14 protein-coding genes are annotated in these 15755 nt (G+C 70.8%); 9 read left to right on the top strand and 5 right to left on the bottom strand.

Going from position 1 to position 15755, the window contains the following annotated elements:
• Window positions 1-11: 11 nt before the first annotated feature.
• The 3 genes from ACZ5L9_RS09355 to ACZ5L9_RS09345 form a co-directional block, all read right to left on the bottom strand.
• Window positions 12-872, bottom strand: a complete 861-nt coding sequence (locus tag ACZ5L9_RS09355; RefSeq protein ID WP_464536463.1) for a fumarylacetoacetate hydrolase family protein — start codon at window positions 870-872, stop codon at window positions 12-14.
• 69 nt (window positions 873-941) lie between these two features.
• The gene (locus ACZ5L9_RS09350; RefSeq protein WP_464536461.1) at window positions 942-1901 is read right to left on the bottom strand and encodes a DODA-type extradiol aromatic ring-opening family dioxygenase; all 960 of its coding nucleotides are present in this window, start codon (window positions 1899-1901) and stop codon (window positions 942-944) included.
• Between the two features lie 3 nt (window positions 1902-1904).
• Complete coding sequence (locus ACZ5L9_RS09345) at window positions 1905-3380, bottom strand: aldehyde dehydrogenase (protein ID WP_464536459.1); 1476 nt, start codon at window positions 3378-3380, stop codon at window positions 1905-1907.
• A 230-nt stretch (window positions 3381-3610) separates the two neighbouring features.
• Between ACZ5L9_RS09345 and ACZ5L9_RS09340 the strand changes: the two genes are divergently transcribed.
• Window positions 3611-5128, top strand: a complete 1518-nt coding sequence (locus ACZ5L9_RS09340) for an APC family permease (RefSeq protein WP_464536457.1) — start codon at window positions 3611-3613, stop codon at window positions 5126-5128.
• Window positions 5129-5223: 95 nt separating this feature from the next.
• On the opposite strand, the gene ACZ5L9_RS09335 is transcribed toward ACZ5L9_RS09340, so the two are convergent.
• Complete coding sequence (locus tag ACZ5L9_RS09335; RefSeq protein ID WP_464536455.1) at window positions 5224-6111, bottom strand: LysR family transcriptional regulator; 888 nt, start codon at window positions 6109-6111, stop codon at window positions 5224-5226.
• An 88-nt stretch (window positions 6112-6199) separates the two neighbouring features.
• Between ACZ5L9_RS09335 and gabT the strand changes: the two genes are divergently transcribed.
• The 3 genes from gabT to ACZ5L9_RS09320 are packed head-to-tail and all read left to right on the top strand — an operon-like array spanning window position 6200 to window position 10415.
• Window positions 6200-7561: a 4-aminobutyrate--2-oxoglutarate transaminase gene (gene gabT, locus ACZ5L9_RS09330; protein WP_464536453.1), complete on the top strand. Its 1362-nt coding sequence runs from the start codon at window positions 6200-6202 to the stop codon at window positions 7559-7561.
• Entirely contained in the window at window positions 7558-8949 is a 1392-nt protein-coding gene (locus tag ACZ5L9_RS09325; RefSeq protein ID WP_464536451.1) for an NAD-dependent succinate-semialdehyde dehydrogenase, read from the top strand. Before gabT ends, ACZ5L9_RS09325 begins: the two co-directional genes overlap by 4 nt.
• A complete protein-coding gene (locus ACZ5L9_RS09320; RefSeq protein ID WP_464536449.1) occupies window positions 8949-10415 on the top strand; it encodes an aspartate ammonia-lyase in 1467 nt (488 codons plus the stop codon). The genes ACZ5L9_RS09325 and ACZ5L9_RS09320 overlap by 1 nt, the downstream gene beginning before the upstream one ends.
• Before the next feature lie 96 nt (window positions 10416-10511).
• Here the strand turns inward: ACZ5L9_RS09320 and ACZ5L9_RS09315 are convergent, their stop codons facing one another.
• Entirely contained in the window at window positions 10512-11054 is a 543-nt protein-coding gene (locus ACZ5L9_RS09315) for a hypothetical protein (protein WP_464536447.1), read from the bottom strand.
• Between the two features lie 337 nt (window positions 11055-11391).
• Between ACZ5L9_RS09315 and ACZ5L9_RS09310 the strand changes: the two genes are divergently transcribed.
• The 5 genes from ACZ5L9_RS09310 to ACZ5L9_RS09290 are packed head-to-tail and all read left to right on the top strand — an operon-like array spanning window position 11392 to window position 15723.
• On the top strand, window positions 11392-11880 hold the full coding sequence (locus ACZ5L9_RS09310) for a flagellar FliJ family protein (RefSeq protein ID WP_464536445.1): 489 nt from the start codon (window positions 11392-11394) through the stop codon (window positions 11878-11880).
• A complete protein-coding gene (locus tag ACZ5L9_RS09305; protein ID WP_464536443.1) occupies window positions 11877-12926 on the top strand; it encodes a transglycosylase SLT domain-containing protein in 1050 nt (349 codons plus the stop codon). The genes ACZ5L9_RS09310 and ACZ5L9_RS09305 overlap by 4 nt, the downstream gene beginning before the upstream one ends.
• Complete coding sequence (locus ACZ5L9_RS09300) at window positions 12923-14218, top strand: flagellar hook-length control protein FliK (protein WP_464536441.1); 1296 nt, start codon at window positions 12923-12925, stop codon at window positions 14216-14218. Before ACZ5L9_RS09305 ends, ACZ5L9_RS09300 begins: the two co-directional genes overlap by 4 nt.
• A gap of 9 nt (window positions 14219-14227) precedes the next feature.
• Window positions 14228-14761 carry a flagellar hook assembly protein FlgD gene (locus tag ACZ5L9_RS09295; protein ID WP_464536439.1) on the top strand — a complete coding sequence of 178 codons (534 nt, stop codon included), beginning with the start codon at window positions 14228-14230 and terminating at the stop codon, window positions 14759-14761.
• A gap of 44 nt (window positions 14762-14805) precedes the next feature.
• Window positions 14806-15723, top strand: a complete 918-nt coding sequence (locus ACZ5L9_RS09290) for a flagellar hook protein FlgE (RefSeq protein ID WP_464536437.1) — start codon at window positions 14806-14808, stop codon at window positions 15721-15723.
• The last annotated feature ends 32 nt before the right edge of the window (window positions 15724-15755 follow it).

The following is a 15755-nucleotide window of genomic DNA, read 5'->3' as shown; positions in this document are numbered from 1 at the left end:
GTCGCGGCCGGTCAGTGCGCCGGCGGAAGCGGCTTGCGGATCCCGCGGAACTCCCAGTCGCCGCCCTGGGCGGTCGAGAGGACCTCCTCGGACTCGGTCGGCTGGGCGCCCACGTCGGTCCGGATCGGCGTCGGCCCGGAGACGATGTGGTTGCGCAGGGTGCCGAGTCCCTCGACCTCCACCTCGACGATGTCGCCGGGGTAGACGGTGCGGGAGATGGCCGGGGTGCCGGAGAGCAGCAGGTCGCCCGGGTGCAGCGTGATGGTGCGGGCGATGTCGGCGACGAGGTAGTGCATGTCCCACTCCATCTCGTCGGTGTTGCCGTCCTGCTTGACCTCACCGTTGACGAGGGTGCGGATCCGCTTGCCTCGGAAGTCCCAGCCCTCGACGACGCCGGGGCCGATCGGGCACAGCGTGTCGGCGCCCTTGACGCGCAGCATCGAGCCGGAGTCGGTGTCGCGGAAGTCGTGCAGCCCGTAGTCGTTGGCCACCGTGTAGCCGCGGATGTAGTCGCCCGCCTCCTCCGGGGAGATGTTGCGCGCGGTCTTGCCGATCACGATGGCGATCTCGCCCTCGTAGTTGAGCCACTTGCAGCCCTCGGGCCGGATCACGGCCGCGTCGTGCGCGTTGAGCGCGGTGACCGGCTTGTGGAAGTACGTGGGTGCCGGCGGCAGGCTGACGAGCAGCTCCTTCACCCGGCTGATGTAGTTCAGGTGGACGCAGATGATCTTCTGCGGGGTCACCGGCGGCAGGTGGACGGCGTCGGTGATCGCGACGACGCGGCCGTCGCCGGCGATGAGGTTCTCGCCGTCGCGGACGACGTCGACGGCGTTGCCGTCCAGCAGGATGCGGCGGGTCTCACGGATGCTCATGGTGTCTCTCTGGTTCTCGTCGGGAGCGGCGTCGGGTGGCGGTGCCGGATGCTGGCGCCGGAATCAGCGTCAGCCGGCGGCCGGGATGTCGGCGCCGACCAGCCCGGTCTGGCGGGCGAACTCGGGGTCGAGCGGTGTCTCCTTGGCGACCGGGAAGCCGGCCTCGGGCCTGTCGAACCACAGATGCACCTGGCCGGTGCCGACCGAGTTCTCGTACTCGCCGTACTGCCGGGCCCGCGCGGTGCAGGCCTCCTCGCCGAGCGCGCCGATCATCATCAGATAGTGCATGAACTTGGCCTCGGGCTTGTGCCGGTAGAACTCCGGCATGGTGTCGAGGACCCGCTTGTGGTCGCCGGCCTTGAACCACTCGATCCGCTCCAGGTCGGCGGCCAGCGCCTCCGACGTGAAGATGTGCTCGTGGCCGGCGGCCTCGTGGTCGCGCAGCTTGCGCAGCGGCCAGAACGTGTGCGACAGCGCACCGGAGGCGATCAGCAGCACCTTGCGGTCGGACTCCGCGATGGCCTGGCCGAGGGCTCGACCCAGGCGGTAGCAGTCCTCGGCATCGGCCGTCTGGCACACGCCGATCGAGATCCACTTCTTCTCCGGCAGGCCCTGGCCCAGGAACTCCCACAGGTTGGTGGTGGCGTAGAAGATCGGCAGCGAGTGATCGTCGATGGCGGTGATCCACGTCGAGTTCTCCGGCGCCTTGGCGGCGATCGCCCTGGCCAGCTCCGGGTCGCCCGGGAAGTCGTACGGGCGCCGCTCCATGCCGCGCGGCAGCTCCTCGGAGGTGAACAGCCCGCTGCGCCGGTCCTGCGCGGTCACGACGTACTCGACGGTCGTGGCCCAGTGCGAGTCGAGGACGACGACGGTGTCGTAGTCGAGGGTCTCGAAGACCTCCCGACGCAGCTGGTGCAGGCCCGAGACCAGGGTGCTGTCCTCGCCGTTGTTGAGCTCGCGACGGATCTCCTCGGGCAGGACGATCGTCGGGACGTGCGCCAGCAGACCGGCGCCCACTACTTCACCCATGACTCACTCCTTCCAGCCCGTCGGGCTGAAGACGCTGTTCTTGATGTCGGTGTAGAAGTCGAACGACCACAGGCCGCCCTCGCGCCCGATGCCCGACTTCTTGTTGCCGCCGAAGGGCGCCTCGAGGTCGCGGACGAAGAAGCAGTTCACCCAGACCGTGCCGGCCTCGAGCTGCGCCGAGACGCGCTCGGCGCGGTCGCGGTCACCGGTGACGAGGGTGGCGGCGAGACCGAAGCGGGTGTCGTTCGCCTTCCGTACGGCTTCCTCCTCGGTCTCGAACGTCTGGATGGTCACGACCGGGCCGAAGACCTCCTCGGTCATGATCTCGGCGTCCTCGGGGGCATCGACCAGGATCGTCGGGCGGAAGTACAGACCGCCGAGGTCCTCGTTGGGGCCACCGCCGAGGAGCGGCTTGGCGCCGTCGGCGAGGGCGCGCTCCACGAAGCCGCTGATCTGGTCGAAGTGGCGGCGCGAGACGAGCGCGGAGACGTCGGTGGCCTCGTCGCGCGGGTCGCCCTGCACCAGCTTCTCGGCGCCCTCGACGACGCGGCGGGTGAACTCCTCGGCGATCGAGGAGTGCACCAGCATCCGGGCGGCCTTGAGGCAGACCTGGCCGGCATTGTCGAACTGCTCGACCGCGATCTCGACGGCGAGATCCAGGTCGGCGTCCTCGAAGACGACGAGCGGGGACTTGCCGCCCAGCTCGTACGAGAGCGGGACGATGTTCTCGGCCGCCGCCTTGGCGATGACGCCGGCGGTCGGGACCGAGCCGGTGAAGGCGAGCCGGTTGATGTCCGGGTGCGCCGTGAGCGGTGCGCCGGCCTCGACGCCGGTGCCCTGCACGACGTTGAACACACCGGCCGGGACGCCGGCCTCGTGCATGATGTCGGCGAGCAGGCTGGCGGTCAGCGGCGCCCACTCCGGCGGCTTGACGACGATGGTGTTGCCCGCGGCCATGGCCGGGCCGATCCGCCAGGAGGCCAGCATCAGCGGCGCGTTCCACGGCGTGATGATCGCGACCACGCCGGCCGGGTCGTACGAGATGCGCTCGCGGTGGCCCCGGTGGGGGACCTCCATGTCCGGGTGGCCGAGCTTGTGCTCGGCGTAGTCGGCGAACGCGCGGAAGTTCATCGCGACACGCGGCATGACGCCACGGCGGTGGCTGCGGATCAGCGAGCCGTTGTCGCGGGTCTCGACCAGCGAGAGGTCCTCGATCCGCGCCTCGATCCCCTCGGCGACACGGCGCAGGATCGCGCAGCGCTCGCCGATAGGGAGCGCTGCCCAGGCCGGAAACGCGGCCCGGGCCGCGGCGACGGCCGCGTCCACCTCGACGGAGGTTCCGGCATGCACGTTCGCGAGCACGCTCTCGTCGATCGGCGAGACGTCCTCGAAGGTGGTCGGCGAGGCGACTCGCTGACCGCCGATCCAGTGGCGGGTGTCGACCTCGACACCCTCGACGGTCGCGCTGTGCTGGTTCATGGATCCTCCATCGGGCGGCGCGCTCGGGCTCCGCGACACCTAGATCGTTTGGATCCAAACGTATTGCGGGATCCGAGCCTCGTCAAGGGCGCCAGCCTGCATGAGTGACGGCCGAACCAGGCGCTTGAAAAATTTCCAGGCAGACCCTCGACAGATCGTTTGGATACAAACTACTGTGCGTGGGCTGCATCACATTCTTAGTGCGTCACCGCCCCAGGAGGTATCCCCGAATGAGTGCCCCGACTGAGGCCGCTGCCAATTCGGCAGCGCCCGGCGAGAGCCTCTCTCGCAACAAGCTCGGCATTGCCGGCATCGTCTTCTTCGTCGTCGCGGCCGCGGCGCCGCTGGTCGGTATGACCGGCGCCGTCCCGGTCGCGATCGGCCTGGGCAACGGCGCCGGCGCTCCGGGTGCCTACCTGGTCGCCGGCATCGTGCTGCTGCTCTTCAGCGTCGGCTACTCGACCATGAGCCACGAGGTGAGCAACGCGGGCGCCTTCTACGCCTACGTCGGTCGCGGCCTCGGCTCGGTCGCCGGCGTCGGCTCGGCCTTCACCTCGCTGGTCGCCTACATCGCGGTGCAGCTGGCCGTCTACGGCTTCTTCGGCTCGGTCGCCTCCACCCAGCTCAACGACAAGCTCGGGACCAACTTCTCGTGGTGGGTCTGGTGCCTCATCGCCTGGGCCGTCGTCACGGCCCTCTCGATCCTCCAGGTCGACATCGGCGCGAAGGTCCTGGGTGTCCTGATGGGCGCCGAGGTGCTCTCGCTGGTCATCACCGCTCTGGCGGTGATCTTCCAGGGCGGCGGCGCCGACGGCCTCGACTTCGCGGCGTCGTTCGCGCCGAGCAACATCTTCGCGGGCGGCCTCAACGGCGGCGCCGGCATCGCGCTGGCCTTCGCCTTCGCGTCCTTCATCGGCTTCGAGGCCACGGCCATCTACGCCGAGGAGACCAAGGACCCGAAGCGCGCCGTCCCGATCGCGACCTACACCGCCATCGGCCTGATCTCGGTGCTCTTCGCCGTCACCTCGTGGGCGATCGTCTCCGGCATCGGCAGCGACCACGCCGTCGACAACGTGATGAAGCTGTCCGACGGCCTGAGCAACCCGGCCGAGGTCGTCTTCTCGGTCGTGCGCGAGTTCGTCGGCGGCTGGCTGGCCACCACGATGAGCTGGCTGGTGCTCTCCTCGCTCTTCGCCGGACTGCTCGCATTCCAGAACAGCGCCGCGCGCTACTTCTTCGCGCTGGGCCGTGCCCGCGTCCTGCCCCGTGCCCTCGACCGGGTCAACAAGCACGGCGCCCCGGTCGTCGGCGCGATCGTCACCTCGGTCATCTCGGGTGCGGTCATCATCATCTTCGCGATCGCGAAGAAGGACCCCTACCTCAACATGTTCAGCTGGTTCAGCTCGATGACCGTCCTGGCCATCCTGCTGGTCGAGGCGCTCGTATCGCTGTCGGTGATCGTGTACTTCGCCAAGAAGGGCGCCTCGCACTGGTGGCGCACGCAGCTGGCGCCGGTCCTGTCGATCCTCGGCCTGATCACGGCGTTCTACCTGGTGATGGCCCGCTTCGGCCTGCTCGCCGGCACCGTCGCCGACGGCGTCGACCCGACCACCCAGTCCTTCGGGCTCTCCACGCTCGGCTGGTTCCTGGTGCTCCTGCCCGCCATCAGCCTGGTCGTCGGCCTGGCCGTCGGCGCGCTGCGCAAGAACGACGAGAACGCCGACTCGGTCGCCGACCTGGTCAGCTGATCGCCGAATCTGCACGTACGACCGCCGAGTCCGCACCTAGGTGCGGGCTCGGCGGTCGTTTCTGCATACTCGGCGGTCCTAGCTGCAAAGTCGGGCTATTCGCGGGTGACGCCGTAGTGCGCGGTGGCCCAGTCGCTGAGCCGTACGGCGATGGCCTGCATCGCGGCCGCCGCGACGCCGGCGCCGTCCCACGCCGCGACCAGCCGGACACTCAGCAGCCCTCCCCCGGGTAGGCCGACGGCGAGCGGGACCAGGCCGTAGCGAGGATCGTCGGAGACGACGGCGATCCCGCGACCCGATGCGGCGAGCGCCTGGGCGACGGTGCCGTTCGCGGCCTCGGTGAGCCGGGCGGCCGAGAGACCGGCCGTCACCAGCGCGGCGTCGAGCGCCTCGCGGGCGGTGAAGGTGGACGGCAGCCCGATCAGATCGCGCTGGACCAGCTCCGGCAGCGCCACCCGGTCGCGCCCGGCCCACGGGTCGTCGGCGCGTACATGCGCCCAGACCGGCAGGACGGCGAGCGGGAGCCAGCGGTACGGACGCCCCGGGCGGTCGGTGCCGATGGCGAGGTCGGCGCCGCTCTCCAGCATCGCCGCGGTGGTCATCCCGTCGCCGGCGACCACGTCGACGACCGGCTCGTCGGGCGCCATCGTCGCCACGAACGGCGAGATCACGTCGACCATCGTCACCGTCGGCGCCGCCACCCGGAGACGCTCGACCCGGCCGCGGGCGTGGAACGCCGCCTGCTCGCTCAGCGCGGCCGCGTCGGCGACCAGCCGGCGCACCGCCGGAAGCAGCTCGCGACCCGTCCGGCTGAGCACCAGCCGGCCCGCGCCGCGGTCGAAGAGCGGCACCCCGAGCTCGTCCTCGAGCTGACGCAGCTGACGCGACAGGTTCGGCTGGGTGATGTGCACGCGCTCGGCGGCCGCCGAGACGCTGCCCGCGTCCGCGACCGCAAGGAAGTAGCGCAGATGGCGCAGCTCCACGACAACCTCCTATCCCATACCCGAAAGGCATAGGAAAGATGAGAAAGAAGTATTGGACAGCATACGGTCGACCCCGAAGACTGGGACCATGAGCACCGAGACCCCCGCCGTCGTCAACGGCATCCCGCAGGAGCGCCGCCTCGTCACCGCCCTGCCCGGCCCGCGCTCCGTCGAGCTGATGGCGCGCAAGCTGGCCGCCGTCGCCGGCGGCGTCGGCACCACCATGCCGGTCTTCGCCGAGAAGGCGGCCGGCGGCATCCTCGTCGACGTCGACGGCAACCAGCTGATCGACCTCGGCTCCGGCATCGCCGTGACCACCGTCGGCAGCTCCGCCACCCAGGTCGTCGAGCGCGCCAAGGCCCAGCTCGAGGCCTTCACCCACACCTGCTTCATGGTCACCCCCTACGACGCCTACGTCGAGGTCTGCGAGGCGCTCGCCGAGCTCACCCCGGGTGACCACGCCAAGAAGAGCGCGCTGTTCAACTCCGGCGCCGAGGCCGTCGAGAACGCGGTGAAGATCGCCCGCGTCCACACCGGTCGCGACGCCGTGGTCGTCTTCGACCACGCCTACCACGGCCGCACCAACCTCACCATGGCGATGACGGCCAAGCAGATGCCGTACAAGCACGGCTTCGGTCCGTTCGCCGGCGAGGTCTACCGCGCCCCGATGTCGTACCCGCTGCGCGACGGAGGCCTGTCGGGCGCCGAGGCCGCGGCCCGCGCCATCGACGTCATCGAGAAGCAGGTCGGCGGCGACCAGGTCGCCTGTGTCGTCATCGAGCCGATCCAGGGCGAGGGCGGCTTCATCGTCCCGGCAGACGGCTTCCTGCCCGCCATCGCCGAGTGGTGCACCGCCAACGGCGTCGTCTTCGTCGCCGACGAGATCCAGGCCGGCTTCTGCCGTACGGGCTCGTGGTTCGCGGTCGACCACGAGAGCGTCGTCCCCGACCTCATCACCACCGCCAAGGGCATCGCCGGCGGCCTGCCGCTGGCCGCCGTCACCGGTCGCGCCGAGATCATGGACTCCGTCCACGGCGGCGGCCTCGGCGGCACGTACGGCGGCAACCCGGTCGCCGCCGCGGGCGCGCTCGGCGCCATCGCGGAGATGAAGGAGCACGACCTCAACAAGCGTGCCCTCCAGGTCGAGTCGATCATGATCGCCCGTCTGCTCCAGCTCCAGGAGAAGCACCCGGCCATCGCGGACATCCGCGGCCGCGGCGCGATGATCGCTATCGAGCTGACCAAGCCCGGCACCCTCGAGCCCGACGCCGCGCTCGCCGGCGCCATCGCCGCCAAGGCCCGCGACGCCGGCGTGATCGTGCTGACCTGCGGCACCTACGGCAACGTCTTCCGCTTCCTGCCGCCGCTGACCATCAGCGACGAGCTCCTGCACGAGGCGTTCGACGTCCTGGCCGAGATCCTGGCCGAGATCCAGGGGAGCCAGGCGTGAGCAGCTCGTCGAAGACGTTCACCGTTCACAACCCCGCCACCCTCGAGCCGATCGCCGAGGTCGCCGACCTCGGCGTCGCCGAGGCGATCGCCGCCGTCGACGCCGCGCACGCGGCGTTCCCGGCCTGGGCGGCCACGCCGCCGCGGCAGCGCTCGGTCGTGCTCCGTACGGCCTTCGAGCTGATGCTCCGGGACAAGGAGAAGCTGGCTGCGCTCATCAGCCAGGAGAACGGCAAGTCGCTGGCAGACGCCGCGGCCGAGGTGACGTACGCGGCGGAGTTCTTCCGCTGGTTCAGCGAGGAGGCGGTCCGCTCCGGCGGCGACTACACCGAGTCCCCCGCCGGCGGCACCCGCACGATCGTGCACCACAAGCCGGTCGGCGTCGCCGCCCTCGTCACGCCGTGGAACTTCCCGGCCGCGATGGCGACCCGCAAGATCGGCCCCGCGCTGGCCGCCGGCTGCACCGCCGTGCTCAAGCCGGCCGAGGAGACCCCGCTGACCGCGATCGCGATCGGCGAGCTGCTCCTCGAGGCCGGCCTGCCCGAGGGCGCGCTGGGCATCGTCACCACCACCGACGCTCCCCCGGTCGTGGCCGCGTGGCTCGAGGACGCCCGCGTCCGCAAGATCTCGTTCACCGGCTCCACCGGCGTCGGCCGCGCGCTGCTGCGCCAGGCCGCCGACCGGGTCGTCAACGCGTCGATGGAGCTGGGGGGCAACGCCCCGTTCGTGGTCACCGACGACGCCGACCTGGATGCCGCGGTGGCGGGCGCGATGATCGCCAAGTTCCGCAACGGCGGTCAGGCCTGCACGGCCGCCAACCGGTTCTACGTGCACACCGCCGTCGCGGCGGAGTTCACCGCCAAGCTCGGCGCCGAGATCGAGAAGCTCGCCGTCGGGGACGCCAGCGACGGCGCCGCCGTCGGTCCGCTCATCAGCGCCCGCCAGCTGGCCGGCGCCCAGGCCAAGCTCGACAACGCCGTCGCCGCCGGTGCCACCGTCGCCGCCCAGGCGAGCCTGCCCGAGCTGCCCGGCCATTTCCTCGCCCCGACGCTGCTCACCAACGTCGCCCCCGACGCCGAGGTCGTCACCGAGGAGCTGTTCGCCCCGATCGCCCCGATCGTCACCTGGGACGACGACGAGCAGCTGCTCGAGCTGGTCAACGCGAGCGAGTACGGCCTCGCGGCGTACGTCTTCTCCGGCGACCTCAAGCGGGCCATCACCCTCAGCGAGCGGATCGACGCCGGCATGATCGGCGTCAACCGCGGCCTGGTCTCGGACCCGGCCGCGCCGTTCGGCGGCGTGAAGCAGAGCGGCCTCGGCCGCGAGGGCGCCCGCGAGGGCCTCCTGGCGTTCCAGGAGACCCAGTACCTCAGCGTCGACTGGAGCTGATGATGTTCCGGGCTGTCCAGGAGAACGAGACCGAGACCATGACGAGCACCCGCGTCGAGCACGACCTGCTCGGTGACCGGGATGTGCCCTGCGAGGCGTACTGGGGTGTCCACACCCTGCGCGCCCTGGAGAACTTCCCGATCACCGGGGTCCCGATCGGCGACAGCCCCTATCTCGTGGAGGCGCTGGCAGCGGTCAAGGAGGCCGCCGCCAGCGCCAACCACGACCTCGGCCTGCTCGACGACGAGCGGTTCACCGCGATCGCGCGGGCCTGTGCCGAGATCCGCGGCGGCGCACTGACCGACCAGTTCGTGGTCGACGTCATCCAGGGCGGCGCCGGGACCTCGACCAACATGAACGCCAACGAGGTGATCGCCAACCGCGCCCTCGAGCTCCTGGGTCACCCCAAGGGCGCCTACGACGTGCTGCACCCCAACGAGCACGTCAACCTCAGCCAGTCGACCAACGACGTCTACCCGACCGCGGTGAAGATCGCGATCGTCAAGGCGACCTACGCGCTCCTCGACGCTATGGAGCTGCTGCAGGAGAGCTTCGCCCGCAAGGCCGCGGAGTTCCACGACGTGCTCAAGATGGGCCGCACCCAGCTGCAGGACGCGGTGCCGATGACCCTCGGCCAGGAGTTCGCCACGTACGCCGTGATGCTCGGCGAGGACCGCGAGCGCCTCGCCGAGGCCGTCACGATGCTGTACGAGATCAACCTCGGCGCGACGGCGATCGGCACGCAGCTCAACGCGCCCAGCGGCTATGTCGAGGCCGCGCGCAACCACCTCGTCCGGATCACCGAGCTGCCGCTGGTGACGGCGGTCGACCTCATCGAGGCGACCCAGGACTGCGGCGCGTTCGTGCACCTCTCGGGCGTGCTCAAGCGGGTCGCGGTGAAGACCAGCAAGATCTGCAACGACCTGCGGCTGCTGTCGTCGGGCCCACGCGCCGGTCTCAACGAGATCAACCTGCCGCCGCGCCAGGCCGGGTCGAGCATCATGCCCGGCAAGGTCAACCCGGTGATCCCCGAGGTGGTCAACCAGGTCGCCTTCGAGGTGATCGGCTTCGACGTCACCGTCACGATGGCGGCCGAGGCCGGCCAGCTCCAGCTCAACGCGTTCGAGCCGGTGATCGGCTACTCGCTGTCGGCCGGGCTGTGGCGGCTGCGCCAGGCGATGGTCGTGCTGGCCGAGAAGTGCGTCGACGGCATCACCGCCAACCGCGAGCTGCTGCGCCGCTCCGTGGAGGACTCCATCGGCCTGGTGACGGCGCTCAACCCGTACATCGGCTATCGCGCCGCCACCGAGATCGCCCGCGAGGCGCTACTCACCGGCGCCGGCGTGGCCGAGCTGGTCCTGGCCCACGGGCTGATGGACGCCGAGCAGCTCGCCACCGTGCTGCGTCCCGAGGTGCTCGCGCACCTGCAGCACAGCGAGGCGTCGCGGCCCGACACCACGAGCTGACGTCGCGAGCACACCGCTCGCCTCCCACACGGCGCACAGGCGCTACCGCACCCGTACGGGAGCGGTAGCGCCTGTGTGCGTTGGCGGCGCGGGCGATCAGAGCTCGGTGTCGAGCAGCAGGCCGTTGCGCAGCACATTCGCGAGCTGGTCGCTGGACACCCCGCTGGCCGAGGCGAGATCGGAGAGCAGGGTGCCGCTCGTCAGCTGGCTGGTCAGTGTGTCCTTGTCGGTGTCGAGCATGCTCGAGAGCAGCTCCAGCGTGGACGAGCCGGTGCCGCTGTCGTCGTCCGATGAGCCCTGCGGCACCGGCGGCGGCCCCTGGGGACCGCGACCCTGACCGGGACCGCCCTTGACCTCGACCATCTTCTTGGTCATCTCGGCCAGGTCGCTGCTGTTCTTGAGCTCGTCGGGCGCGTTGGCCTCGAGGGCCGAGACCAGGTCGTCCTCGCTGACCCCGGCGCTGGTCGCCAGGTCGGCGAGGCTGGAGCCGCCCTGGAGCGCCGACGTCACGTCGTCGGTGGACATCCCGAGGGCCTTCGCCGCGGTCTCGAGGAAGCCGTCCTTCCTGGTGCTCGACGAGGTCGTGTACGACGACGGGTAGAGCGATGAGGGGAGGCCGGAGATGGCACTGCTCGACATGTCGATCCTTCTCTCTGCACGGGCTTGGTGAGGGGGTGGGGGGACCCGCGCAGCGGACTGATCGGGGACGGCCGGCGCCGGTTGAGCGCCGTCAGGCGATCCACAGCCTGTCGGCGGAGTTCTCAGCCTGAGAGTCCGTCCCTGAGCGCGGGCGCCCGTCTCTCCGACCGTTCTCTCAGGAAGTTCTCGCCCGCCTCGGAGCCCCATTTCCCTCCGGACCTCAGGTGGCTCCCCGACCGGCCGAATGAGGCTTCGAGCAAGGAACGCTCGCCCCGCGCCGATGGACCGGCACAGCGTCGCCCCACCACGGGTCGACACCTCCAGAAAGCCCTGTGCCTTGAGTGCTCCCCGTTCCACGGCCGATCGCGGTCTGCGCGCCGTCGCGCGTGTCCGCGGTGTGCGGGAGCACGACAGCCGGCTGGGCCTGCAGATGGCCCTGGTCGAGCAGCAGGCCCTCGAGGAGCGTGCCAACGGCGTGGCCGCACGGCTCGCCGGCCTGCCCGGTGAGGGCCCCCGGACACCTGCCGAGCTGCTGACCTTCCGCAACGGCGTCGCCGCTCTCGGCATGCACTACCGCGAGGCCTTCGAGGAGGCCGTCTCCCACGAGGTCGTGGTCGAGGGCGCCCGGGCCAAGTGGCAGTCCGACAAGACCCAGCTCTCCGCGGTCGAGAACCTGCTGGCGCGCCGCGCCGAGCGCCGCCGGATCGAGCGCAACAAGGCCGAGGCCAAGGAGCTGGACGACCTGGCGTCGGTCCGCTGGGCCCGCGACGCCGCGGCCAAGAAGGCTCCCGCTGCGGGCGCGACCTCGAAGGCGGGTGCGCGATGACCGGGCTCGAGGCCGCGCTGGTCAACGACCTCACCGGCCGGATGGCGGCGATCCAGACCACCCTCAGCGCGATGGCCGGCTACACCGCGACCAGCAGCACCACCGACTCCACGTCGTCCTCGAGCACGGAATTCGCCACCGCGCTGCGGACCGCGACCACGGGCTCGACTGCGGGCTCGACTGCGGGCAGCGGTGTGATCCTGCCGGGCTCCTCGTCCGGGTCGGCGGCCGGCAGCGACGTCATCACCGACGCCCGCAAGTACCTCGGCACGCCGTACGTCTGGGGCGGCACCGACCCGAGCACCGGACTGGACTGCAGCGGCTTCACCCAGCGCGTCTACGGCGACCTCGGCATCGACCTCCCGCGGGTCTCGCGCGACCAGGCGAACGTCGGCACCGCCGTCTCCTCGCTCTCCGACGCCCAGGCCGGCGACCTGCTCTTCTTCGGATCGCCGGTCCACCACGTCGCGATCTACGAGGGCAACGGGATGATGATCGAGGCGCCGCACACCGGCGACGTGGTCAAGGAGATCAAGGTCGCCGACTTCGGCGAGCCGGTCACCGGCATCCGGCGGATCCTCGGCAGCTCGCTCGACACCTCGGCCGCCGGCCGCGTCGAGACCTCCTCCGGCGCGGTCTCGGCCTCGACCGGTGGGGTTTCCTCCGACACGCCGTACGCGAGCGTCATCAACGCCGCCGCGGCACGTACGGGCGTGCCCGCGACGCTGCTCGCCGCCGTCGCGAAGCAGGAGTCGGGCTTCAACGCCGGCGCGGTCAGCGGCGCCGGCGCGCAGGGGATCATGCAGCTCATGCCGGCGACGGCCAAGGGGCTCGGCGTCACCGACCCGCTCAACGCCACCCAGTCGATCAACGGCGGCGCGGACTACCTCGCCAGCCTGTTGAAGAAGTTCAACGGCAACACCTCACTCGCCCTCGCCGGCTACAACGCCGGCCCGGGGGCAGTCCTCAAGTACGGCGGCATCCCGCCGTATGCGGAGACGCAGAACTACGTCCGCAACGTCCTCGCCCTGACGGAGGCATCGTGAGCATCGCTCCCTTCACGCCGGCTACGACGGCGCCGCCAGCGGCCTCGAAGGCGGAGACCCACAAGACCGGCAAGCACGCCCAGCAGGGCGACCAGGCCGGCGCCGACAGCGGTCTCGGCTTCCTCGCCGAGCTGGCCGCCGCCGCGGTGGCGATCAATCCCGTGGCCGCCCAGGGCGCCCTGCCCGGTGCGCCGGCCGGCACGACGGGCGACGCGCTCACCGGGACGACGACGGGCACCGGCGCGACCGCCGGTCTGCTCGGCTCCGACATCGGCGCCGGTCTGACCCCGGGCCTGCCCGGCACGCTCGGCGCCGGCGCCCTCGCCGCCGGGGCCGCCGGTCTCGCCCCGACCAGCACCCCGACCAGCACGGTGGCCACCACCCCGGCAGCGCCGGCCCTCCCCGGCACGCCGCTCGCGGCCGACGCCACCCGAGCCGCCGCCGTGACACCGCCCACGCCGAACGCTCAGGCCGCCCAGAATGCTGAGAGCGCTCAGGCAGGCGTGCTTGCGCAGGCCGCCGAGGCGACCACCACCCCGGCCACGACGGACGCCACCGACACCGCGACGTCCCCGACCCAGGCCGACGACGAGCCGACCACCGACGCCGGCACCATCGACCTCTCCCCGACCGTGGCGACGCTCGCGACGACCTCGGCCCAGCAGGACGCCGCGACCACCGATGCCACGCTCGCCGCGATCGCCGCCGCGGCGGCCACCGACCCCCGCGTGGCCGCGGCTGCCAGCACGAGCGCCGTCACGACCGATCAGCAGCCGGCGGAGACCACCGCCGTCCTGCGCCAGGTCTTCCCGGAGGTGACCAGGGCCGTCGCCAGTGGCCAGGGCACCCAGCGACTCTCGATCACCCTGCACCCGGCGGATCTCGGCGAGGTCCGAGTGACCGTCGTGGTCCGCGGCGACAGCGTGCGCGTCGACGTCGCCACCGACCCGACGCACGGCGTCGCCCGCACGGCCCTCGAGCACGGAGCGCCCGAGCTGCGCCGCCTGCTCGAGGCGACCGGCGCCGACACCCGCGTCACCTTCCGCGAGTTCGGCTCCGCGAACGGCACCACCGGCAGCTCCACCGATGGCGGCCGCAACCAGGCCAGCGCCTGGGCCCAGGCCGACGCCCAGGCGAACAACCAGTCGAACGGCCAGGGCGACAGCCGTACGGCGTACCCGTTCGACGACCAGGCCGCGCCGGCCAGCACCCCGGAGCGCGAGAGCGCCCCCGAAGCCACCTCCGTCCCGACCGCCAGCAGCGCCGCCTCCGGCGTCGACCAGCTCATCTGAGGAGCCACCGTGACCGTCACCCCCATCACCAGCGACTACGGCATCTTCGCCGCCAACAACAACGCGAGCACCACGGGCACCGACACGACCAAGGCCGACTCCCAGATGTTCATGGACCTGATGGTCGCCCAGCTGAAGTACCAGGACCCGATGAACCCGGCCGACACCTCGACCATGCTCACCCAGAACGCCACCTTCACCGAGGTCCAGGCGATCCAGGAGATGCAGAGCGAGATGGGCATGCTCCTCTCCAGCCAGCTCGCCTTCGGCTCCGCCTCGATGGTCGGCCAGAAGGTCAGCTGGGTCGACTCCGCCGGCGCCACCCAGTCCGGTGTCGTGGGCAGCGTCGACTTCACGACCTCGGGACCGGTCGCCAACGTCGGCGGCAAGCAGGTCCCGGTCAACTCGATCGCCAGCATCGGCGACCGCGACGGCACCAGCAGCACCGGCACCACCACCGGCACGACCACCGGCACGACCACCGGCACGACCACCGGCACGACCACTGGCACGACCACTGGCACGACCGGCACCACCGCCTGATCCAGCACTGACCCCAACCCACCACCGAAACAAAGGACATCGCGATGCTTCGTTCACTCTTCGCCGGCATCAGCGGCCTGCGGGTCAACCAGACCGCGCTCGACGTCACCGGCAACAACATCGCCAACGCGAACACCGTCGGCTTCAAGAGCTCCAGCACGGTCTTCTCCGACACGCTGTCCCAGATGCTGACGGCGGCCTCGGCCCCGGCCCAGGACGGCTCCACCGGCGGTACCAACGCCATCCAGATCGGCCTCGGCACCCAGCTCGCGGCGGTGAAGACCAACTTCACCCAGGGCGCCAACGAGACCACCGGCGTGCCGACCGACATGATGATCAACGGCGACGGCTTCTTCGTCGTCAACGACGGCGCCAACAACTACCTCACCCGCGCCGGCGCCTTCTCGTTCGACGAGCAGGGCAACCTGGTGGCGCCCGACGGCAAGCTCGTCCAGGGCTACGCGGCCAACTCGTACGACGCGTCCGGCAAGCCGACCTTCGACGACTCCCTGATGACCAGCCTCACCGACGCCAGCGTCATGAAGCCGATCAACCTCAACATGAACAGCGCCGCGGCCGGCCTCCCGTCCGGCATCAAGCTGCAGTCCTACGCGATCGGCTCGGACGGCGTCGTGACCGGCACCTACGACGACGGCAGCAAGTACGCCATCGGCAAGATCGCGATCGCCAACGTCCAGAACCCGCAGGGCCTGCAGAAGTCCGGCAGCTCCGAGTACGTGACCAGCCCCAACTCCGGCGTGGTCGAGTTCGGCGGCCCGGGCGCGACCACCGACTACGGCCAGAACGGCTCCATCACCACCGGTGCCCTCGAGATGTCGAACGTCGACCTCTCGCAGGAGTTCACCAACCTGATCCTCGCCCAGCGCGGCTTCCAGGCGTCCTCGAAGGTGATCACCACCTCCGACGACATCCTGCAGACGCTGATCGACATGAAGCGCTGATCCGACGCCTCCCGATCGGGGGTCCCGCCGAT

The organism is Nocardioides sp. JCM 18998 (genome assembly GCF_055391535.1).
The sequence above is the reverse complement of the archived record's forward strand: the minus strand, read 5'-3'. Positions and strand labels throughout refer to the sequence as shown.